This is a genomic window from Rhodococcus sp. 7Tela_A2 (assembly GCF_049311045.1).
In the GTDB taxonomy this organism is placed as follows: domain Bacteria; phylum Actinomycetota; class Actinomycetes; order Mycobacteriales; family Mycobacteriaceae; genus Rhodococcus.
Genome location: NZ_JAXION010000007.1, coordinates 41,043 through 60,954, shown reverse-complemented (window position 1 = coordinate 60,954; position 19,912 = coordinate 41,043). Strand labels below are relative to the sequence as shown.

19 protein-coding genes and 1 pseudogene are annotated in these 19,912 nt (G+C 68.0%); 9 read left to right on the top strand and 11 right to left on the bottom strand.

Annotation, left to right across the window (positions count from 1 at the left end; translation table 11 throughout):
• Positions 1 to 456 precede the first annotated feature (456 nt).
• The 3 genes and pseudogenes from TVH25_RS02775 to TVH25_RS02765 form a co-directional block, all read right to left on the bottom strand.
• Positions 457 to 735, bottom strand: a pseudogene (locus tag TVH25_RS02775) (SOS response-associated peptidase family protein); the annotation flags it as partial.
• A 172-nt stretch (positions 736 to 907) separates the two neighbouring features.
• Positions 908 to 1,696, bottom strand: a complete 789-nt coding sequence (locus tag TVH25_RS02770; protein WP_169653096.1) for a DUF6924 domain-containing protein — start codon at positions 1,694 to 1,696, stop codon at positions 908 to 910.
• A gap of 116 nt (positions 1,697 to 1,812) precedes the next feature.
• On the bottom strand, positions 1,813 to 2,430 hold the full coding sequence (locus TVH25_RS02765) for a hypothetical protein (protein ID WP_169620106.1): 618 nt from the start codon (positions 2,428 to 2,430) through the stop codon (positions 1,813 to 1,815).
• 166 nt (positions 2,431 to 2,596) lie between these two features.
• Between TVH25_RS02765 and TVH25_RS02760 the strand changes: the two genes are divergently transcribed.
• Positions 2,597 to 3,178 (top strand): sugar O-acetyltransferase, encoded by a 582-nt coding sequence (locus tag TVH25_RS02760; protein ID WP_296550256.1) that lies wholly within the window; start codon positions 2,597 to 2,599, stop codon positions 3,176 to 3,178.
• Between the two features lie 11 nt (positions 3,179 to 3,189).
• Here TVH25_RS02760 and TVH25_RS02755 read toward each other — a convergent pair whose 3' ends face one another.
• Together TVH25_RS02755 and bioB are read right to left on the bottom strand one after the other, a co-directional pair.
• On the bottom strand, positions 3,190 to 3,390 hold the full coding sequence (locus tag TVH25_RS02755; protein ID WP_206036753.1) for a hypothetical protein: 201 nt from the start codon (positions 3,388 to 3,390) through the stop codon (positions 3,190 to 3,192).
• A gap of 1 nt (position 3,391) precedes the next feature.
• Complete coding sequence (gene bioB / locus TVH25_RS02750; RefSeq protein WP_169653095.1) at positions 3,392 to 4,405, bottom strand: biotin synthase BioB; 1,014 nt, start codon at positions 4,403 to 4,405, stop codon at positions 3,392 to 3,394.
• 121 nt (positions 4,406 to 4,526) lie between these two features.
• On the opposite strand from bioB, the gene TVH25_RS02745 reads away from it, so the two are divergent.
• The 7 genes from TVH25_RS02745 to TVH25_RS02715 all read left to right on the top strand — a co-directional run bounded on the left by TVH25_RS02745 (position 4,527) and on the right by TVH25_RS02715 (position 13,437).
• A complete protein-coding gene (locus TVH25_RS02745) occupies positions 4,527 to 5,153 on the top strand; it encodes a TetR/AcrR family transcriptional regulator C-terminal domain-containing protein (RefSeq protein ID WP_169620109.1) in 627 nt (208 codons plus the stop codon).
• 42 nt (positions 5,154 to 5,195) lie between these two features.
• Positions 5,196 to 6,506 carry an SWIM zinc finger family protein gene (locus TVH25_RS02740; RefSeq protein ID WP_422423302.1) on the top strand — a complete coding sequence of 437 codons (1,311 nt, stop codon included), beginning with the start codon at positions 5,196 to 5,198 and terminating at the stop codon, positions 6,504 to 6,506.
• Positions 6,503 to 7,927 carry a DUF5691 domain-containing protein gene (locus tag TVH25_RS02735; RefSeq protein WP_169620111.1) on the top strand — a complete coding sequence of 475 codons (1,425 nt, stop codon included), beginning with the start codon at positions 6,503 to 6,505 and terminating at the stop codon, positions 7,925 to 7,927. Before TVH25_RS02740 ends, TVH25_RS02735 begins: the two co-directional genes overlap by 4 nt.
• Positions 7,924 to 9,024 carry an ATP-binding protein gene (locus TVH25_RS02730; RefSeq protein ID WP_169620112.1) on the top strand — a complete coding sequence of 367 codons (1,101 nt, stop codon included), beginning with the start codon at positions 7,924 to 7,926 and terminating at the stop codon, positions 9,022 to 9,024. Before TVH25_RS02735 ends, TVH25_RS02730 begins: the two co-directional genes overlap by 4 nt.
• Entirely contained in the window at positions 9,003 to 11,216 is a 2,214-nt protein-coding gene (locus tag TVH25_RS02725) for a DUF5682 family protein (protein ID WP_422423307.1), read from the top strand. The genes TVH25_RS02730 and TVH25_RS02725 overlap by 22 nt, the downstream gene beginning before the upstream one ends.
• A complete protein-coding gene (locus TVH25_RS02720; protein ID WP_422423299.1) occupies positions 11,213 to 12,364 on the top strand; it encodes a VWA domain-containing protein in 1,152 nt (383 codons plus the stop codon). The genes TVH25_RS02725 and TVH25_RS02720 overlap by 4 nt, the downstream gene beginning before the upstream one ends.
• 116 nt (positions 12,365 to 12,480) lie before the next feature.
• On the top strand, positions 12,481 to 13,437 hold the full coding sequence (locus TVH25_RS02715; RefSeq protein ID WP_169620376.1) for an iron-siderophore ABC transporter substrate-binding protein: 957 nt from the start codon (positions 12,481 to 12,483) through the stop codon (positions 13,435 to 13,437).
• A gap of 16 nt (positions 13,438 to 13,453) precedes the next feature.
• Here the strand turns inward: TVH25_RS02715 and TVH25_RS02710 are convergent, their stop codons facing one another.
• Genes TVH25_RS02710 through TVH25_RS02695 form a run of 4 tightly spaced genes read right to left on the bottom strand, consistent with a single transcriptional unit; the run spans position 13,454 to position 17,281 of the window.
• Positions 13,454 to 14,212 (bottom strand): succinate dehydrogenase/fumarate reductase iron-sulfur subunit, encoded by a 759-nt coding sequence (locus TVH25_RS02710; RefSeq protein WP_169620115.1) that lies wholly within the window; start codon positions 14,210 to 14,212, stop codon positions 13,454 to 13,456.
• Between the two features lies 1 nt (position 14,213).
• On the bottom strand, positions 14,214 to 16,130 hold the full coding sequence (locus tag TVH25_RS02705) for a fumarate reductase/succinate dehydrogenase flavoprotein subunit (protein WP_169653091.1): 1,917 nt from the start codon (positions 16,128 to 16,130) through the stop codon (positions 14,214 to 14,216).
• Between the two features lie 57 nt (positions 16,131 to 16,187).
• Entirely contained in the window at positions 16,188 to 16,997 is an 810-nt protein-coding gene (locus tag TVH25_RS02700; RefSeq protein ID WP_169620117.1) for a hypothetical protein, read from the bottom strand.
• Positions 16,994 to 17,281: a hypothetical protein gene (locus TVH25_RS02695; RefSeq protein ID WP_169620118.1), complete on the bottom strand. Its 288-nt coding sequence runs from the start codon at positions 17,279 to 17,281 to the stop codon at positions 16,994 to 16,996. The genes TVH25_RS02700 and TVH25_RS02695 overlap by 4 nt, the downstream gene beginning before the upstream one ends.
• 154 nt (positions 17,282 to 17,435) lie before the next feature.
• Here TVH25_RS02695 and TVH25_RS02690 point away from each other — a divergent pair, with 154 nt between their 5' ends.
• A complete protein-coding gene (locus TVH25_RS02690) occupies positions 17,436 to 18,068 on the top strand; it encodes a class I SAM-dependent methyltransferase (protein ID WP_169620119.1) in 633 nt (210 codons plus the stop codon).
• Here the strand turns inward: TVH25_RS02690 and bioD are convergent.
• The gene (gene bioD, locus TVH25_RS02685; protein ID WP_169620120.1) at positions 18,065 to 18,742 is read right to left on the bottom strand and encodes a dethiobiotin synthase; all 678 of its coding nucleotides are present in this window, start codon (positions 18,740 to 18,742) and stop codon (positions 18,065 to 18,067) included. The genes TVH25_RS02690 and bioD overlap by 4 nt on opposite strands.
• Positions 18,739 to 19,878, bottom strand: coding sequence for an 8-amino-7-oxononanoate synthase (locus TVH25_RS02680; protein WP_422423296.1), 1,140 nt, complete (start codon positions 19,876 to 19,878; stop codon positions 18,739 to 18,741). Before TVH25_RS02680 ends, bioD begins: the two co-directional genes overlap by 4 nt.
• Between the last annotated feature and the right edge of the window lie 34 nt (positions 19,879 to 19,912).

Here is a 19,912-nt window from a genome sequence, read left to right as displayed (position 1 = left end):
TGCCCGCCCGGTCCCCGCTCGACTCCCCGCTCTCCTACCCTCCCGGCGAAAAACCGAAAAGATCAGTCGCATCAGCGTGTACGTCGACGAACCGACCCGGATGCGCACAATGCTGACCCGTCGTGATGACGAATCCGCCGCAACGTCCGATACGTCGAATCGCCGGTCAGCGACTCGGGACTGAACGCCGGCCGACGCGACTTTCGCCGTCACCTCACACCCGGTCGAGCGGTTGCGCTGCAGCCAGGTTGGCGGCCAAGTATCCGAAGGCGGTCGGAAGATCAGCGACGACGCCGACATGATGCTCGAGCACTTCAAGCATCCGGCCGGCAGTGGATGCACCTGCAAACTCGTGCCGAAGGTACCTCGAATCGGCTCCGAACCGCTTGTGGGCACGCTTGGCAGCTCAGAAGCCTACCCACATCGCCAATCGACGAGTCACGGGCAGATAATGCTCGTGATCGTCTCCGACCGGGCGTTGATCATCCGCGACCCGATCTTCGGATCCTTCGCCCACGACGGCAAACCCCATGTGACCTGGGAGTTGACCATTCGGACAGGTTAGGCACCGGGTTCGTCGCGGGGCGCGCGTTCGAGCACCACGTTCACCTGCTGTGTCGGGGCGACGTTGTACGACGGCGGCAGCTCCTCCCCCACCGCCGCGGCCGCGTCATACACCGCGAGCAGATCACCTCCAGTGCTGGGGGAAGGCAGATATCGGGGTGGGACTTGCATATCGTCCACACACGATCAGACCTCCGCCCTCGCAGGTACACCACAAACGCTAGTCGTGACCACCGACGGCTCCCGAGAGCTGGGAAGAGAACAGGGCGTTGAACTGCATTGATGACACGTCCCTGCGTGTCGCCGCAGTCGGTTCGCCAGCTGGTTCTCTCATCGAACAGCTTTACATGCTGTGCTTCAACCACCGCTCGGCACCAAGCACCCGAAGGGTGGACGGGTCGAGTATCGCGTCCCACCGGCTCCCGCTGAATCCGGTCGGAAGGTGGATCGAGAAGGCCAGCACCCGACCGGACTCACGCAACGCGTCGAGATATTCGTTATGTCCGTACACATCCCAGTACTTCGCGTAGTACGACACCGGGCGTTTGGACTTTCGTTCCCGCGCGCTCTGTGCGTCGATGAGCGTTGTGAACACCCGGAATCCGGCCCGCGCACGGTAGTCGAGCAGATCTATGCGAAACGCTTCGAGCGGGCCCGGCCACGGCCCCTGTCCCATCACCTCGACGATCTCGTCCACCTGAACGGTCCGCTCCTGGGGCTCCTCGGCGCGCTCCGGTGCCCGATAGGTCCCGGTCGAGTCCGAGGCCGCCGTGAAGTCCTTGAGACTCAGATTGCCTAGCAACAGGTTGGAGGCGACAGAGGCCACCGCGTCCGCGGAGACCCGCAGTCTGCTCGATGGTTTAGCGGCGGCGATGATCAGAAACGGATGCTCCAGGTCCTCGATGGTCCGCTCGTCCGCCACGGCAACGAACAGATAGCCCGGATCGTCCTCGTTGAGGCGGGCCAACAGCTCGTCCACATCCACACCATCGAACTCCGGGCCTTCGACGACAGTCAGCGGATCGGTGCGCTCAGACCCGACACCCAGTGCCCCCTGCACGATCTCGGTCCACACTTCGTCGTTGCTGTACTCGAGCCGGAACAAGGGAAACTCAACGTCGGGGAAGGACACAGCACTCTCCATTCTGCAAGGGCATCACACGGACCACAAAACACGATGCCGTTCGTGGCGACAATTATTAATCCTCGGTCACCACGAACGGCATCTGCATCAAGCCGCAGTGAATATCAGCTCAGTGTGAACGATCCCACCTGCGTTTGCCCGTCCTCGTCGAAAAGCGGAACAGTTCGTCCAGCGTTCGCACCGGCGCTGGCTTCCTCTGGATTCGCAGCAGGAGCCTCGACCAAATCGGACTTGCGAACGAAACCCAGTGTCGTCCCGTCATCTCCGATCGCCGCTACCAGGTCCGGAAGGTCCGCCTCCGTCGTGGCTGACGCACCAGATCCATAGGTGAGGCCATCCGCGTTCGTGCCGCTGGGGATCGACGCCGGGGTGACTTCGGGTTCAGTGGTCGAGCTGCGGGCTGCCGCGGGTTCCCACCACAGCGGATCGGTCGGGAACGTCAGTGCTTCCTTGTAGGTGCTGGTGCCGTCCCACACTGCGGTGAATCCATGGCTGTTGTACCAACCAGCTCCACAGGTGTTCGTCGTGCCGTATGTGAACTGAGCGACCGGCCCGGTGTTGTACCTGTAGGTGGTCGCTTCACACAACGCTCCGCTACTGAACAACCGCGCCCGTACACCGATCTCGCCACTGGGGACGGTCTGGCCGAATGATGAGTAGATCTTCGATTCTGCCCTCAGGTTCGGGGAATTGATGATCGTCGAGGTATTCAGAAATATCACCCCAGCACTATTGGATCCGGCCGGGCCAAAAGCAGAATGCCCACCGGACGGACGGGATGGCGGGCGCGATATTCCCGTAGAGCACGCTCGGCGCGGTCGGCAGCGTAGCTTTCACGTGTGGACCTACCGATGTCCGTGTGAATCTCACGGTCGAGGAAGGAGCGATGTGACAGGTCAGAAGCAACGCATGCTGGCGGGCGAACTGTATATCGCGGACGACCCCGAACTCGTTGCCGACGCGTCGCGCGCAGCGGAACTGAGCGAGAAGTTCAATTCGTCGAGCGTCACGGATCCCGCAGCCCGGCGAGCGATCTTGGCGGCCCTGGTCGGATCATTGGGCGAGGGTGCCGAAGTGCGCGCCCCGCTGTATGTGGACTACGGATACAACATCACGATCGGGCCGCGAACCTTCGTCAACTTCGGAGCGGTCATGCTGGACGTCGCGCGGATCTCGATCGGCGCCGATGTGCAGATCGGACCCAACGTCCAGTTGCTCACACCCACCCACCCTCTCGATGCCGAACTGCGGCGCGCGAAATGGGAAGCTGCCGAACCGATCACCATCGGCGACAACGTGTGGCTGGGGGGCGGCGTGATCGTCTGTCCCGGAGTGACGATCGGCGAGAACACTGTTGTCGGGGCCGGAGCGGTGGTGACGCGCGATCTGCCGCCGAACGTGGTGGCTGCGGGCGTGCCCGCCCGCGTCGTCCGGCAGGTACCACCTTCCTCGCCGGATTCGGACCTCTGATCGCCTTCCGGTCAGCGTTGCTCGTTGCGGGACGAATCGATGATGCCGTGGCGTGAACACCGCGCCCACCATCCGTCGGGGATGACCTGCACGACCATCCGCCGACCACACAGCGTGCAGTACCGGGGTGGTTCGAGACCCAGCCGAACTCCCCGGCGGCTCTCGACCTCGAGACCGTCGACGAGTTCGGCACCGGTGTACGCGTCGAACACGTCAGATACTTTCGCCGAGTGCCTTGATCGGCATCCGCAGATCGACGAGCAGGTCGAGGTCGGTTTCGGCACGACGCCCGAGGGTGGTGAGGTAGTTGCCGACGATGACGGCGTTGACGCCGCCGAGCATGCCCTGCTTCGCACCGAGATCACCGAGGGTGATTTCGCGGCCGCCGGCGAACCGGAGGATGGTGCGCGGCAGGGCGAGCCGGAATGCCGCAATCGCCTTGAGTGCCTCGGTGGCCGGGAGCACCTCCCGATCTGCGAACGGCGTGCCGGGCCGCGGATCGAGGAAGTTCAGCGGCACCTCGTCGGGTTCGACCGACGCGAGGTCAGCCGCGAATTCTGCTCGCTGCTCCAAGGTTTCGCCCATCCCGAGAATGCCGCCGCAGCACACCTCCATGCCGGCCTCTTTCACCATGCGGAGTGTCTCGAATCGTTCCTCCCAGGTGTGGGTGGTGACGACGTGGTTGAAGTACGAGCGCGCGGTTTCGAGGTTGTGGTTGTAGCGGTGGACGCCCATGGCCGCGAGTTGGTCGACCTGGTCCTGGGTGAGCATGCCGAGGGAACACGCGACCTGGATGTCGACCTCGTTGCGAATCGCCTCGACGCCGGCGGCGACCTGGGCCATCAACCGCTCGTCGGGGCCGCGCACGGCGGCGACGATGCAGAACTCGGTGGCGCCGGTCTTGGCAGTCTGCTTGGCGGCTTCCACGAGCGACGGGATGTCGAGGCGCGCGGCGCGCACCGGTGAGGCGAACAGGCCGGACTGGGAGCAGAAGTGGCAGTCCTCGGGGCAGCCGCCGGTCTTGAGGCTGACGATGCCTTCGACCTCCACCTCCGGTCCGCACCACGCCATGCGGACGTCGTGCGCGACGTCGAGTAGTTCCTCGAGCCGGGAGTCGGGCAGGCGGAGCACGTCGAGCATCCGGTCGCGGTCGAACCCGACCCCGCCCCGGAGTACCTGGTCGCGAGCGAGGTCGAGGATGTCGGTGCGAGCGGGCGCCTGGGTCACTGCGTCTCCTGACATGAGAAAACTTGAACGGTGTTCAATTGAACGGCGTTCAGGTTAGGTGGGGGGTCCGATACTGTCAACGGGAGGCCCAGACACAGCGGGACGGACAGGAGCGGACACGGTGCAGTTGCGACGCGGCGACGTTCTCGACGGCGCCATGGCGATCCTCGACGAATACGGGCTCGGCGACCTCACAATGCGCAAGCTCGCCACCTCGCTCGGCGTTCAGCCCGGCGCGCTGTACTGGCATTTCCCCAACAAACAGACTCTTCTCGGCGCGATGGCCGACCGCATCCTCGACGGCGTCGACGCGGAACCGGACTCCCCCGACTGGGACGATGCGCTCACCGAACTCGCCCACCGGTTGCGCTCCGCTCTGCTCGCCCATCGCGACGGCGCCGAACTCGTCGCATCCACCTACGCGTCGCGGCTGACCACTTCCCGCGCCCGCGATGCGTTCGTCGCCGCGGCGCAGCGCGGAGGGCTTTCCCGCGCGCACGCCGAACTCGCCGGTTACGCGCTGCTGCACTATGTACTCGGCCACACCGTCGACGAGCAGTCCCGCGCGCAACTCGCCGAACTCGGCGCGCTGACGCGGGGGCCGGTATCGCCCGATGTCGCGACGGAGACGGCGCCGACCTCGGACGACGATCTCCTCGACGGTGATCCCGCCATCCGTTTCGACTTCGGCCTGACACTCTTCGTCGACGGCATCCGGAGGCGTTTGAACACCCGTGCCACATCCTGACGATTCGGTCGCTGTCGGAACCCTGCCGTACGTTCTCAGGACGTGACAAGCCCCTGGCCCCCCGATCGGATCGCTGCCGCCGCACCTGATCCGTCCTCGCTGACCGCTGCGCGCGGACTGGTGTCGGGGTGGATCGATACGGGGCGGCAGGACGGCGCGCTCTGGGGCGAATGCCGCGGCCGGGGCACCGCTGTCTACCGCACCGCGATCGACCTCGACGGCCCCGCCTACACATGCACGTGCCCGAGCCGGAAACTCCCGTGCAAGCACGCACTCGCCCTGCTCATGCGCTGGTCCGACGGCATGGTGCCGAAGGCTGACCCACCCGGCTCGGTCACCGAATGGCTCGCGTCACGCGCCGCGCAGACCACTCCCCCGGATGAGCCGGGCGACGAACCCGCAAAGGCTCCCGATCCGGCGACCGTCCAGCGCCGCGCCGAGCGCGCGGCCGCCGGGCTCGACGAACTCGACCGCTGGCTGACCGACCGGATCCGCAGCGGTCTCGGTGCCGTCGACCACGGGTACTCCACCTACGACGACATCGCGGCTCGCATGGTCGATGCGCAGGTCCCCGGCGTCGCCTCGACACTGCGCGCTCTCGCCGGGGTCGTCGCGACCGAGGTGGACTGGCCCGCCCGGGTGCTCACCGAGTACGCGCGTCTGCATCTGCTGGTGGTCGCGTACCGGCAGATCGACGACCTGCCCGACCCTCTCGCGCGGTCGGTGCGCACCCACCTCGGATTCCCCACCCGCGCCGACGACGTGCGTTCCGAGCCGCCCGTCCGCGACCGATGGCAGGTACTCGCGACCCGCATCTCCGAGGACAGCCGACTGTTCACCCGCAAGGTGTGGTTACGTGGCCGCGACACCGGACGCTGGGCGATCCTTCTGGATTTCTCCCACGGCACCGCCCGGTTCCCCGACGCGACTCCCCCGCCGGGCATGCTCGTCGACGCCGACCTGCATTTCTATCCCGGTGCCGCACCGCTCCGCGCGCTCGTCGGCGAGCGGTACGCCGATCCCGAACCGTTCACCACGCTGCCTGCCTCCTTGCCCGGGACCGCACCGGATTTCGATGCGGCACTCGACGAGTACGCCCGTGTGCTGGGCGCCGACCCGTGGATCCGCTCGTGGCCGATGCTGCTCGACCGCGGCGGTCCGGGCGGAGCGGCCGGGGCCGGGCACCGCGCCGACCGGCCCGGGCGCGCGCTGCCGCGCGGCGGTGCCGCCGACACGGGGGGGCGACTACTCCCGGGCGCGGGTGGCCACCCGCTGACGGTATGCGGAGACTGGGACGGTACCCGCCTGGCACCGGCGTCGTTGTTCACGGCAGGACAGGAGTTGTCACTGTGACGGAGACCTTCGAAACCCTGTCGACCGCGGCGCTGCTCGGCACAGCCCGCTCGGCACCGGCAACGTCGACGCTGCACACCGCGGACGCGGCGACGGCGCTGACCGGCGATCCGGCTTCGCGTCTGCTCGCGGCCGCCGCCCTCGAGTCCGCGTTCCTCACCGCCGCGACCCTCCCCACGGTGCGCACACTGCCGAGCCCTGCCCCGGACGACGACCGCCTCACGCTCCCACCGGCGGCAGCCGAGCGGTTGCGTGGACTGCTCGTCGTCCGCTCGCCCCTTCTTCCGGAGTGGTTCGCGCTCGCCGAGCGGTTCCGGGCACCGCACGAGATCGTGGTGGATCTGCTGTGGTTCGCCGCGCCCGACACCCCACACCGCGAGCACCTGCTGCGCCTCGCCGGCGCCCGCGGCCAGTGGGTGGCGGCGCTCAACCCGGAGTGGTCCCACCTCGTCACACCCGACCCGGCCGACGAACGACTCTGGCTGCACGGCTCGCCTGCGCAGCGCCGCCGATGGTTCGCGGTGGCGCGGGCCGCCGACCCCCATGCCGCCGCAGCGCGACTGACGGCGTCGTGGTCGTCGGAGACGGCGGCGCAGCGAGCGGCGCTGCTCGAACTGCTGACGAACGGCCTCGGCGAGCACGACGAAGCCTTGCTCGAGCACGCGCTCGACGACCGCAGCCGCAAGGTCCGCGCGACCGCCCTCGGGTTGCTGCGCCGCCTCCCCGACTCCGATTTTGCCGAGCGGATGTCCCGGCGGGTGCGGGAGTGGACACGCGTCGACGACGGCGATCTCGTGGTCGAGGTCCCGGACCGACTCGACGCGGAAGCGCTGCGCGACGGCGTGGACGAGGGCGCCTCCCGGCCGGGTGGTGTCGCGATGCGCCGGCTGACGACGGTCGTGTCCTCCGCTCCTCCGTCCGCGTGGCAGCACATCGCTCCGACCGCCCGGCAGGTACTCGGGTACCGCGTCGGCGAACCCGCACGCGAGGCGCTCGACGCGGGCTGGGCTGCGGCCACTGCCCTGCATCGCAACGGAGAATGGGCCGCCGCACTGCTGCGCCGCGACGGCACGGTCGGTGCCGACGTCGCGCAGGCGCTGCCCCGCCCCGTACTGGTGGCGCATCTGCACGACTCGGCCGGCCGCGCCCTGCTCGACCCCGACCTGCTCGGCGCTCTCCCCGCGCCGTGGCCCCGGGATCTGGCGGAGAAGGTACTCATCGCGCTGTACGGCGATGAGGGAACCGGCGTCCGCTCGTTCCGGACGATCCTCGCGCTGATCGCGCATCGCGCACCGTTCGAGCTCACCGAACTGCTCGCCGACGCCGCGAACCGCACCGACCACCTCGACCGGCTGAACCTGTTCGCGACGGCCGCCGACACCTTGACCCTGCGCAAGACCCTTCACGAGGAGCTGAGTTGACCGACGCCGTTTCCGAACCAACGCTGTTGCGCCCCCATGCGGAGCAGCAGTACGCGCACGAACTCGCGGCGCTGGCGCGGCTCGACGACCGGCCCCGCCCGCCGTCCTGGCACCTGTCGCCGTGGGCGGTGGTGACGTACCTGCTGGGCGGCGAACTGTCCGACGGCACCGTCGTCAGCCCCAAGTACGTGGGCCCGCGACGTCTGATGGAGGTCGCGGTGGCCACCCTCGCCACCGACCGCGCCTTGTTGCTGCTCGGTGTCCCGGGTACCGCCAAAACGTGGGTGTCCGAACATCTTTCCGCTGCGATCAGCGGGTCGTCGACCCGACTGGTCCAGGGCACGGCCGGCACGTCCGAGGACTCGGTCCGCTACGGCTGGAACTACGCGCGACTGCTCGCCGAAGGACCGTCTGCGGACGCGCTCGTCCCGTCGCCGATCATGACGGCGATGCGCGACGGTGCCATCGCCCGCATCGAGGAACTCACCCGCATCCCCGCGGACGTGCAGGACGCCCTCATCACGATCCTGTCGGAAAAGACGCTGCCCGTCGCCGAACTCGGCATCGAAGTGCAGGCGAGCAAGGGCTTCAACGTGATCGCCACCGCCAACGATCGCGATCGGGGCGTCAACGAACTGTCCTCGGCGCTGCGACGACGATTCAACACCGTGGTGCTCCCCCTGCCCGCCAGCGAAGAGGACGAGGTCGCGATCGTGACCCGTCGCGTCGAACAACTCGGAACCTCGCTCGAACTCCCGAAGATCCCTGCTGCCGCCGAGGAGATCCGGCGCGTGGTCACTGTGTTCCGGGAACTGCGCCAGGGTGTGACCACCGACGGACGCACCAAACTCAAGTCGCCGTCCGGCACCTTGTCGACCGCCGAAGCGATCTCCGTGGTCACCGGTGGGCTGGCGCTCTCGGCGCACTTCGGTGACGGAGTCCTGCGCTCCACCGACATCGCCGCGGGCATCCTCGGGTCGGTGGTGAAGGACCCGGTCGCCGACCGCGTGGTGTGGAACGAATATCTCGAGGCGGTCGTGCGGGAGCGTCCCGAGTGGGCGGACTTCTATCGCGCATGCCGGGAGATCACCGGGTGAGCGACGGCGCCGAAATCCGGGTCTTCGGCATCCGGCACCACGGGCCGGGGTCGGCGCGGGCGGTGCTGCGCGCCCTCGCGGAGTTCGAGCCCGACACCGTCCTGATCGAGGGACCGACCGACGCCGATCCGTTCCTCGCCCTTGCCGCATCCGACGAGATGCAACCGCCGGTCGCGCTGCTCGCCTACGTGCGCGACGAACCCGCGCGCGCGGCGTTCTGGCCGTTCGCGGCGTTCTCGCCGGAGTGGCAGGCATTGCGCTGGGCGATCCTGCACGACGCCGACGTGCGCTTCTGCGACCTTCCGGCGGCAGTATCGTTGGCCGCGGACCGTTCTCCGGAATCTGCGGAGCGCACCGACCCGCTCGCGGCGCTGGCGTCCGCGGCGGGTTACGACGACTTCGAGCAGTGGTGGGATGCCGTGATCGAGCATGCCTCGGCGGAGGAGGAGTCGGGGGCCGGAGCGTTCGACGAGATCACTGCGGCGATGGCGGCCTTGCGCGCCGACGTGGAACTCGACGAGCACACGGCGCGCCGCGAAGCCCACATGCGGCAGGTGTTGCGCACGGCCGTCAAGGCCGGTGCCCGCAACATTGCCGTCGTGTGCGGGGCGATGCACGCGCCCGCCCTGAGCGGCCCGCTCGGTCCGGCGGCGCCGGACGCGCGCGTGCTCAGAGGTCTTCCGAAGGTGAAAGCGGCGCTCACGTGGGTGCCGTGGACCCATTCGCGGCTCTCTGCCGCGTCCGGCTACGGCGCCGGCATCACCTCGCCCGGCTGGTACGACCACCTCTTCCGCTACCCGGACGACACGACCGCACGCTGGTTCACCCGCGTCGCGCGGGTGTTGCGCGAGGAAGACCTCCCGGTCTCGAGCGCGCATGTCATCGAAGCGACCCGCCTCGCCGATACGCTCGCGGCGCTGCGCGGCCGTGCAGTGCCCGGTTTGGCGGAGGCCGTCGAGGCCACCCGTGCGGTCCTGTGCGACGGCGACGAGGTGCTGCTCGACTTCGTGGCGCGCACACTCGTGATCGGAGAAGCACTCGGCGCGGTTCCCGAGGACACCCCGACGGTTCCGCTGGACGCCGACCTGCAGGCGCGCTCGAAAAGCCTTCGGCTCAAACGCGCCCCGATCGCCAAGAAGCTGGACCTCGACCTCCGCAAAGATCTCGATCTGCAACGATCCCGCCTGTTGCACAAGTTGTCGCTGCTCGGGATCGAGTGGGCGCTACCGGCCGAGAGCGCGGTGCGTTCGACGGGAACGTTTCGCGAGACCTGGTCGCTGCAATGGGATCCGGAACTGGCGGTCGCCATCGTGGAGGCGTCCCGGTGGGGCACCACCGTCGAGGCCGCCGCATCAGCCACGGTGCTCGACCGCGCCCGGACCGCGGGCACCACGCTCGGCGAGGTCACCGACCTGCTCGAACAGGCATTGCTCGCGGATCTGCGCGACGCGGTGCCCCAACTGGTCACTGCGATCGACGCGGCCGCCGCGCTCGATCACGATGTGCTGCATCTGATGTCGGCACTCCCGTCGCTGATCCGTACGGTCCGCTACGGCGATGTGCGCGGGACCGATCTGTCCTCGCTGGTGCATGTCGCCGATGCGGTCCTCGCTCGCGTCTGCGCGGGCCTGCCGTCCGCCGTCACCGGGCTCGACACCGACGCCGCCGACACGGTACGAAACGCCGTCGACGAGGTGCACACGGCTCTGGCATTGCGCGACGATCCCGGCGCGACGGAACGCTGGCTCGACACGCTCGCTTCGGTGTGCGACCGCGACGATGTCGACGGCGTGCTCACCGGCCGGACGGTCCGGATGCTTCGCGATGTGGGGAGATTGGACGAACGCGCGACCGCTGTGCGGGTCGCCCGCGCGTTGTCGGTGGGGTCCGCGGCGGCCGCGAAGGCACGCTGGATCGACGGATTCGTCGGCGGTGGAGGGCTGCTGCTCGTGCACGACCGCGATCTGCTGTCCCTGATCGACACGTGGGTGTCGGATCTGCGCTCCGAGGAATTCGTCGACGTCCTGCCCGTGCTGCGACGCACGTTCGGTTCGTTCGCACACGGGGAACGCAGCCTGCTCGGCCGGGCTGTGCGAGGGGGCCCCGAGCACCGCACCTCTGCGGCACTCGACGCCGAACGCGGCCGTCGCGCAGTCGCGGCAACCGCCTTGATTCTGGGGGTCCCGGCATGACAACGGATTTCGACGAGCGAATGCGGCGCTGGCGACTTCTCCTCGGCGATGCCGCGGAAGAATCCACCACCGCGCTGGGCGCGGGAACCGATTCGGCGATGGACGCGGCCCTCGCCGCGTTGTACGACACCGACGCGGACGGGACCGGAGGACCGCGCAGCGGCGGACTGGGCGCCTCGGCCCCGAAGGTCGCACGCTGGCTCGGCGACATCCGCACGTATTTTCCGACGACGGTCGTGCAGGTGATGCAGCGCGACGCGGTCGACCGCCTCGGACTCGACAGGCTGCTGCTCGAACCGGAACTGCTCGACGCCGTCGAACCCGACGTGCATCTCGTCGGCACCCTGCTGAGCCTCAACAGCGTGATGCCCGAGACCACCAGGGCGACAGCACGAGCGGTCGTCGGAAAAGTCGTCCGTGAGGTCGAGGAACGCATCGCCCAGCGCACCCGGACCTCGGTGTCGGGAGCCCTCGACCGATCGTCCCGGACCTCGAATCCGAAAACTCGCGACATCGACTGGCACCGCACGATCCGCGCCAATCTGGCGCACTACCAACCCGACTATCGCACCGTGGTTCCGCAGCGTCTCGTCGGCTTGGGGCGACGCTCCCAGGCGGTGCAGCGGGACGTGGTGCTCGCCGTGGACCAGTCGGGATCGATGGCGTCGAGCGTGGTGTACGCGGCGGTCTTCGCTGCGGTGCTCGCCTCGATGCAGGCGCTGCGTACCTCCCTCGTCGTCTTCGACACCGCCGTGGTGGACCTCACGGGCAAGCTCACCGACCCTGTCGACGTGCTGTTCGGCACGCAACTGGGCGGGGGCACCGACATCAACCGGGCGATCGCCTACAGCCGGACCCTCATCACGCGCCCCACGGACTCGCTGTTCGTGCTGATCTCCGACTTGTACGAGGGCGGCATCCGGGCCGAAATGCTCTCCCGGGTGCGCGAGATGCTCGCCGCCGGGGTCCAGGTGGTGGTGTTGCTCGCGCTATCGGACGACGGCGCTCCGGCGTTCGACCGGGACAATGCGGCGGCGCTCGGCGCTCTGGGCGTGCCGGCGTTCGCGTGCACCCCGGACCGTTTCCCGGACCTGCTCGCACTCGCGCTCGAACGTGGCGATATCGGTCGATGGGCACAGTCGATGTAACTCGGCCGCCGAGATACCGTGCCGCCCCCACCGGGGGTTAGGATCACCTAACGCACATACGACGTGCACCGGCAAGTGAAACGAGGACACCTGTGAAACTCCGACTTGTGGCGCTGATGGCGGCCACCACGCTCGCCGTGGGAGCGTGCGGCTCGACCGACAGCGATTCGGCCGACGAGACGAGCAACAACGGATCCGGAGCGTTTCCCGCCACCATCGCCACCATGTTCGGTGATGTGACCGTCGAATCACAGCCCGAGCGCGTCGCCGCCCTCGGATGGGGCGACGCGGAGACGGCACTGGCGCTCGGCGTCCAGCCCGTCGGCGTGAGCGACTGGCTGGCCTTCGGTGGCGACGGAGTCGGCCCGTGGGTCGAGAACGGCTACTCGGAGTCTCCGGAGATCATCGGTACCGTCGACCCGTCCTTCGAGCAGATCGCCGCATTGGCACCCGATCTCATCCTCGACACCGCCAGTTCGGGCGATCAGGGCCGGTACGACACGCTCTCGGCGATCGCCACCACGGTCGGTCCCCCGAAGGGCGCCACGGCATATCTGACGCCGCGCGACGAGCAGATCTCGATGGTGGCCTCCGCGCTCGGCGTCCCCGACAAGGGTGCCGAAGTGGTCGCGGACATCGACGAACAGTTCGCCACCGCGGCGGCGGAGCATCCGGAGTTCGCCGGCAAGACCGTCACCGTCGCCGCCTACACCTCGGACGGATGGGGTGCGTACGTCTCCGGCGACGCGCGCGTGCAGTTCCTGCAGGACCTCGGGTTCGTCAACAACCCGGCCGTGGAGGCCGTGGAGACGGACAGCTTCTTCATCCCGGTCTCGGAGGAGAACCTGGGCATGCTCGACGCCGACCTGCTCGTCGTGCTGCCGATCTTCGTCGAGACCTCCGAGGTCACCGACAACCCCTTGTTCCAGCAGCTTCCTGCCGTGCGGGACGGCCGTTTCCTCGTCCTCGACAGCGGCAGCGACATCGCCAACGCCATCTCGCTGAACTCGGCCCTGTCGATTCCGTTCGCGCTCGAGCAGTTGGTGCCGCTTCTGAGCGAGCGCGTCAGCTGACGACCGCGCGGGTAGGTCAGCGCCGGAACAGCTTGTTGCCCAGCCACACGACCGGGTCGTACCGGCGACCGGCCACCCGTTCCTTCATCGGGATGATGGCGTTGTCGGTGATGTGGATGTATTCGGGGCAGACCTCGGTGCAGCATTTGGTGATGTTGCAGAGGCCGAGTCCGGCTTCGTCCTGAGCGAGGTCGCGCCGGTCCGCGACGTCGAGCGGGTGCATGTCGAGTTCGGCGAGGCGGATGAAGAACCGGGGTCCCGCGAACGCGGGCCGGTTCTCCTCGTGGTCGCGCGTCACGTGACATACGTTCTGACACAAGAAGCATTCGATGCATTTGCGGAATTCCTGCGAGCGTTCCACATCGATCTGCTGCATGCGGTACTCCCCCGGCGCGAGGTCCGGGGGAGGCGCGAACGCCGGAATCTCCCGGGCCTTGGCGTAGTTGCCCGACACGTCGGTGACGAGGTCACGGATGACCGGGAAACCCCGTAAGGGCGTGACGACGATCGGATCGTCCGTCTCGAAGAGCGACATACGGGTCATGCACGTCAGACGCGGGCGTCCGTTGATCTCCGCCGAGCACGAACCGCATTTGCCGGCTTTGCAGTTCCATCGCACCGCGAGGTCCGGCACTTGGGTGGCCTGGAGTCGGTGGAGGATGTCGAGGACCACCTCACCCTCGTTGACCCGCACCGAATACTCCTGCAGTTCCCCGCCGTCGCGGTCCCCGCGCCAGATCCTGAACTCGGCGGTGTAGCCCTCACTGTCGGCCATCTCAGTGCCTCCGTCCGGGGTGACCGGCGAGTTCCTCGTCGGTGTAGTACTTGGCGAGTTCCTCGATATCGAAGAGTTCGAGCAGTTCCGGATCCATCGGGGTCTGCTGTTCCCGTTCGACGGACACCTCAGGGATGATGCGGTCCTCACCGGACTTGCGGCACACCAGCAATGTCCGCCGCCAGTTCGCGTCCATCGAGGGATGGTCGTCGCGCGTGTGACCGCCGCGACTCTCGGTGCGCAGCAACGCCGCCCGCGCCACGCACTCACACACGAGCAGCATGTTGCGCAGATCCAGCGCGAGGTGCCAGCCCGGGTTGTACTGCCGGTTCCCCTCCACCGCAATGTTGGGGATCCGCGCGCGCAGGTCGTCGAGTTCCGCGAGCGCGCGTTCCACCTCGTCGGCTGTGCGGATGATGCCCACGAGGTCGTGCATCACGCCCTGTAGCCGCTGGTGCAGCGTGTACGGGTTCTCCACCTCGTCGTGGTCGGCGGGATCGAACGGTGAAAGCACTGTGCGGGCCGCCTCTTCCACCGCTTCGTCGGCTACTTCGGGCCGGGTGGTGAGACCGTGCACGTAGTCGGCGGCACCGAGCCCTGCACGACGGCCGAACACCAGCAGATCCGACAGCGAGTTACCGCCGAGACGATTGGATCCGTGCATCCCTCCCGAGCACTCCCCTGCCGCGAACAGGCCCGGTACCGACGCCGCGCCGGTGTCGGGATCGACCTCGATGCCGCCCATCACGTAGTGGCATGTCGGGCCGACCTCCATCGCCTCCCGGGTGATGTCGACGTCCGCGAGTTCGAGGAACTGGTGATGCATGGACGGCAATCGCCGGATGATCTCCGCGCTGGGCATCCGCGACGCGATATCGAGGAATACGCCTCCGTGCGGGGTGGCGCGACCCGCTTTGACCTCGGAGTTGATGGCCCGTGCCACTTCGTCGCGCGGCAACAGGTCGGGCGTGCGGAGATTGTTCTCCTGATCCTCGTACCAGCGGTCCGCCTCCTCGGGCGTCTCCGCGTACTGCCCTTTGAACACCGGCGGGACGTAGGAGAACATGAACCGCTCCCCTTCGGAGTTCTTCAGGACACCGCCGTCACCGCGGACCCCTTCGGTGACGAGGATGCCCTTCACGCTCGGCGGCCAGATCATGCCCGTGGGGTGGAACTGGACGAATTCCATGTTGATCAGTGAGGCACCGGCACGCAGCGCGAGGGCGTGCCCGTCCCCGGTGTACTCCCACGAGTTGGAGGTCACCTTCCAGGATTTGCCGATTCCCCCGGTCGCGATGACGACGGCCGGCGCCGTGAACTGGACGAACCTGCCCGATTCCCGCCAGTATCCGAAGGCGCCCGCGACGCGGCCCTGCCCGTCGAGAAGGAGTTCGGTGATGGTGCATTCGGAGAACACCCTCACCTTCGCCTCGTAGTCGCCGGTCGCGGCGAAGTCCTCCTGTTGCAGCGAGACGATCTTCTGCTGCATCGTGCGGATCAGTTCGAGGCCGGTCCGGTCGCCGACGTGGGCGAGTCGCGGATAGGTGTGCCCGCCGAAGTTGCGCTGGCTGATCCGCCCGTCCGGGGTGCGGTCGAACAGCGCCCCGTAGGTTTCGAGTTCCCAGACCCGGTCCGGCGCCTCACGGGCGTGCAGTTCTGCCATGCGCCAGTTGTTGAGGAACTTTCCGCCGCGCATCGTGTCCTTGAAGTGGACCTGCCAGGAGTCGCGCGAGTTGGCGTTGCCCATCGCGGCGGCGCACCCGCCTTCCGCCATCACGGTGTGGGCCTTGCCGAAGAGCGACTTGCAGACGACCGCGACCCTCAGTCCGCGTTGCCGAGCCTCGATGACCGCCCGCAGTCCGGCTCCCCCCGCTCCGATCACGACCACGTCGTAGTCGTGCCGCTCGACTTCCCCCATGTGTAGTGCCTTTCCGTATCGCGTCGTGCCTCGTGTGGTGCCGGTCGTACCGGTCTGTCAGCCGATGAATCGGAGGTCGGAGATGGTGCCGCTCGCGACGAGCATGATGTAGAAGTCGGTGAGGACCAGCGTGCCCAGAGTGATCCACGCGAACTGCATGTGCCGCGCATTGATCTTCGAGACGAACGTCCAGATCTTGTAGCGCACAGGGTGTTTCGAAAAATGCTTGAGCCTGCCACCGGTGACGTGCCGGCAGGAGTGACAAGAGAGCGTGTACCCCCACAACAAGATCACGTTCACGACCAGGATCACGTTCCCGAGTCCGAACCCGAAGCCGCTCGGACTGTGGAACGCGAGTATCGCGTCGTACGTGTTGACCAGCGAGATGACGAACCCGATGTAGAAGAAGTAGCGGTGCGAGTTCTGCACGATGAGGGGGAATCGGGTTTCGCCGGTATACGTCCGGTGCGGTTCCGCAACACCGCAGGCCGGTGGCGACAACCAGAACGACCGGTAGTACGCCTTGCGGTAGTAGTAGCAGGTGAGCCGGAACAGCAGCAGGAACGGCAGCGAGACGAACGCCAGCGGAATCCACCGCGGGAGTTCGCCGACCCACACGCCGAAGTGCGACGAACCCGGCAAACACGAGGCGCTGACACACGGTGAATAGAACGGCGTGAGGTAGTGGTACTCGTCGACCCAGTAGGCAGAGCGCGTGAACGACCGCACGGTGGCGTAGACGATGAACGCGGCCAGACCGAGAACGGTCAGCGCAGGTGTCTGCCACCACCGATCGGTCCGTAATGTGCGCGCGGCGATGCGCGCCCGGGCCGCACTTCGGACCCCGGCGCCGGCAGGGGCGCTCACCGCTCCCCGTGCAATCCGCCGAGTCCTTCGTCGTCGGCGTCGACTCCGCGGAACAACGACTCGTCGTAGGGCGAATCCGGAATCGGGATGCGGTCCTCGGATGCCGCCCACAGCGAACGCGGCGGTGTCTCCTGGAAGTCACGCGCGTCGATGTCGAGCCGGTCGAGGTCGTTGGTGAGCCTGCGGACCGGCGCGGCGTCGCCGTAGCGCGACCGTAGCGACCCGACGCATCGGCGTAGCTGGCCGATCGCGTTCTGCAGCTCGTGCATATCGGTGGTGGACATCCGTACCTCCGAGGAAAACGGTCGGCACGCCGACGCCCGCCGACTCCATGTGATTGCATTCACACTACGACAGGTGTGCGTACTCCCGAGCCGTTTCCGGTTTGCGAAGAGCGGTTGCCTTCCCTCGCACACCGGCACCCGGAACGGAGGGCTCGTGGCGCAGCCGGACAACGCACGAATTGCGCAGGTCTTCGACGCCATGGCCGATCGATACGACTCGCAGATCGGTGTCGTCGAGCGACGCCTGCTCGGCCGTCCCCGGCAATGGGCGGTCGAGCAGGCCCGTGGCCGAGTGCTCGACATCGCCGTCGGTACGGGGCTCAATCTGCCCCTGTACGGGCCGGATGTCACCGAAGTCCTCGGGGTGGACCTCTCCGAGGGCATGTTGCGGCTGGCGCGGCGGCGCATCGAGGAATACGGGCTCGACCACTGCGCCGTGGTCCGCGGCGACGTGCAGTCGCTCTCCGTCCCGGACACATCGGTCGACACCGTGCTGTCGACGCTCACGTTCTGCACCATCCCCGATCCGGAGTCGGCCGCGCGTGAAGCGATGCGTGTACTCGTGCCCGGCGGCAAGGTCGTGCTCGCCGAGCACGGTCCTTCCACCAGCAGAGCGGTGACAGCGGCGATGCGCGTGCTCGAACCTGTGTCGATTCGGTTCGGAGCAGATCACCTCACCCGCGACCCCGTCGTCTACCTGCAACGGGCCGGATTCGTGATCGACGAGGTGCGACGCACCGGGTTCGCGGGAGTCGGTATCCGGGTGGTGGCGCACTCGCCGTCCTAGACCGGAACGTCACGCAACCAGCGGGGCGCAGCGCGCGCGAACTCCGCGGACGTGAGGGCGGCCGCCCCTTCGGGTACGGAACCGAGCAGTGGAACACCCGTGACCGCGGGCAGGTCACCGACGTTGCAGCGCTCCGCCAGATCCGGTGTGGCAGGACTGCTGCCGATGACGAGTCCGCGGCATTCCACGGCGGCCGCGCGCAGCGCCCCGACGGTCAGCGCGCTGTGATTGAGGGTTCCGAGGCCCGCGGCCACGACCACCACCGTCGGTGCGCCGAGCGCCCCGGCGAGATCGACGAGTGTGAACCCGGCGGCACCGAGACGGACCAGCACGCCGCCGGCGCCTTCGACGAGGACGAGGTCGGCGGTGTCCTCGAGCGCACGCACCGCGTCGACGGTTCGGTCGAGATCGAGCAACGGCCGTCCCGAGCGCCGGGCTGCGGTGTCGGGCGCGAGTGGGTCGGGGTATCGGGCGAGTTCGACGGTCTCGATATCGGTTCCGGTGAGCCGGACGATCTCGGCGAGGTCGCCGGGTTCGCCGTCGCCGACCCCGGTCTGCGCCGGCTTGCACACCGCGACCCGCAGTCCCCGGCTCGTGGCGAGTGACGCGAGCGCGGCGGTCACGACGGTTTTTCCGACTCCGGTGGATGTGCCGGTGATACACAGCGTGGTCACGTGCGGGCCTCGGCCACTACCTCGGCGAGTACCGAGTCCACCAGGGCGCGTTCGTGCTGGGAGAGATTCGCCCGTGCGGTCAGGCGCAGGCGGGAGGTTCCCTCGGGCACCGAGGGCGGGCGGAAGCAGCCCACATGCACGCCGCGCTCGCGGCATCGCCGGGCCGCACGTGCCGCGACGTGCGGGCCGCCGATAATCACCGACACCACCGCGGAGGGTGGCGGCAGTACACCCGTCACCCTGGCGAGATGCGCCGCCTGCTCGAGGACCGCGCCGGCGAGTCCGGGCTCGGCGCGGAGCACCTTCAGGGCTCCGCGCGCGGCACCGACCGCGGCGGGAGCGAGTCCGGTGTCGAAGATGAACGTGCGGGCGGTGTCGATCAGGTGTTCACGCACCCGGGCGTCCGCGAGAACCACACCCCCTTGGGAGGCCAGCGATTTCGACAGGGTGGCGGTGACGATCACGTCCGGCTGCCCGGCCAGGCCAGTCTCGTGGACGAGGCCGCGGCCGCCCGCTCCCCGGACCCCGATCCCGTGGGCTTCGTCGACGAGGAGGAGTGCGCCGTGGGTGCGGCACGCCTCGTGCAGGTCGCGCAGCGGGGCAAGGTCGCCGTCGGTGCTGAACACCGAATCGGTGAGGACCAGCGCCCTCGGTTCGGTGCGTGCGGCGAGGGCGCCGGCGACCGCCCGGACGTCACCGTGCGGGGTGACGACGATCCTCGACCGGGACAACCTGCACGCGTCGACGAGCGATGCGTGGCATCCCGCGTCGGAGACGACGACGGTGTCCCTGCCCGCCAGCGCGGTGACAGCGCCGAGATTGGCGGCGTATCCGCTCGAGAACACCAATCCGGTTTCTGCGCCGGTGAACTCGGCGAGTTCGCGTTCGAGCAACTCGTGTTCGGCGGTGGTGCCCGTAACCAGTCGCGATCCGGTGGCACCGCCGCCCCAGCGGCGTAGCGCGGCCGTCGCCGCGGCCAGCACCTCCGGATGGCGGACGAGCCCGAGGTAGTCGTTGGATGCGAGATCGACGATCGGTGCGGCGACGGTGCGGGGAACGAGTTCTCGGTGCAGACCGGCGACCCGTCGCCGTTCCGCGGCGTGGTCGAGCCAGGCGAGACCGGCGGAGGTGGACATGGCGCTACCGTACTTGAACAGTGTTCAAGTACGG

Coding starts and splice junctions, on each gene's coding strand:
- TVH25_RS02710 (WP_169620115.1), bottom strand. CDS start 14,212: ATGGCCGACAGTGAGGGCTACACCGCCGAGTTCAGGATCTGGCGCGGG.
- TVH25_RS02720 (WP_422423299.1), top strand. CDS start 11,213: ATGACAACGGATTTCGACGAGCGAATGCGGCGCTGGCGACTTCTCCTC.
- TVH25_RS02680 (WP_422423296.1), bottom strand. CDS start 19,878: ATGTCCACCTCCGCCGGTCTCGCCTGGCTCGACCACGCCGCGGAACGG.
- TVH25_RS02695 (WP_169620118.1), bottom strand. CDS start 17,281: ATGTCCACCACCGATATGCACGAGCTGCAGAACGCGATCGGCCAGCTA.
- TVH25_RS02715 (WP_169620376.1), top strand. CDS start 12,481: ATGGCGGCCACCACGCTCGCCGTGGGAGCGTGCGGCTCGACCGACAGC.
- TVH25_RS02725 (WP_422423307.1), top strand. CDS start 9,003: ATGCCGGGAGATCACCGGGTGAGCGACGGCGCCGAAATCCGGGTCTTC.
- TVH25_RS02705 (WP_169653091.1), bottom strand. CDS start 16,130: ATGGGGGAAGTCGAGCGGCACGACTACGACGTGGTCGTGATCGGAGCG.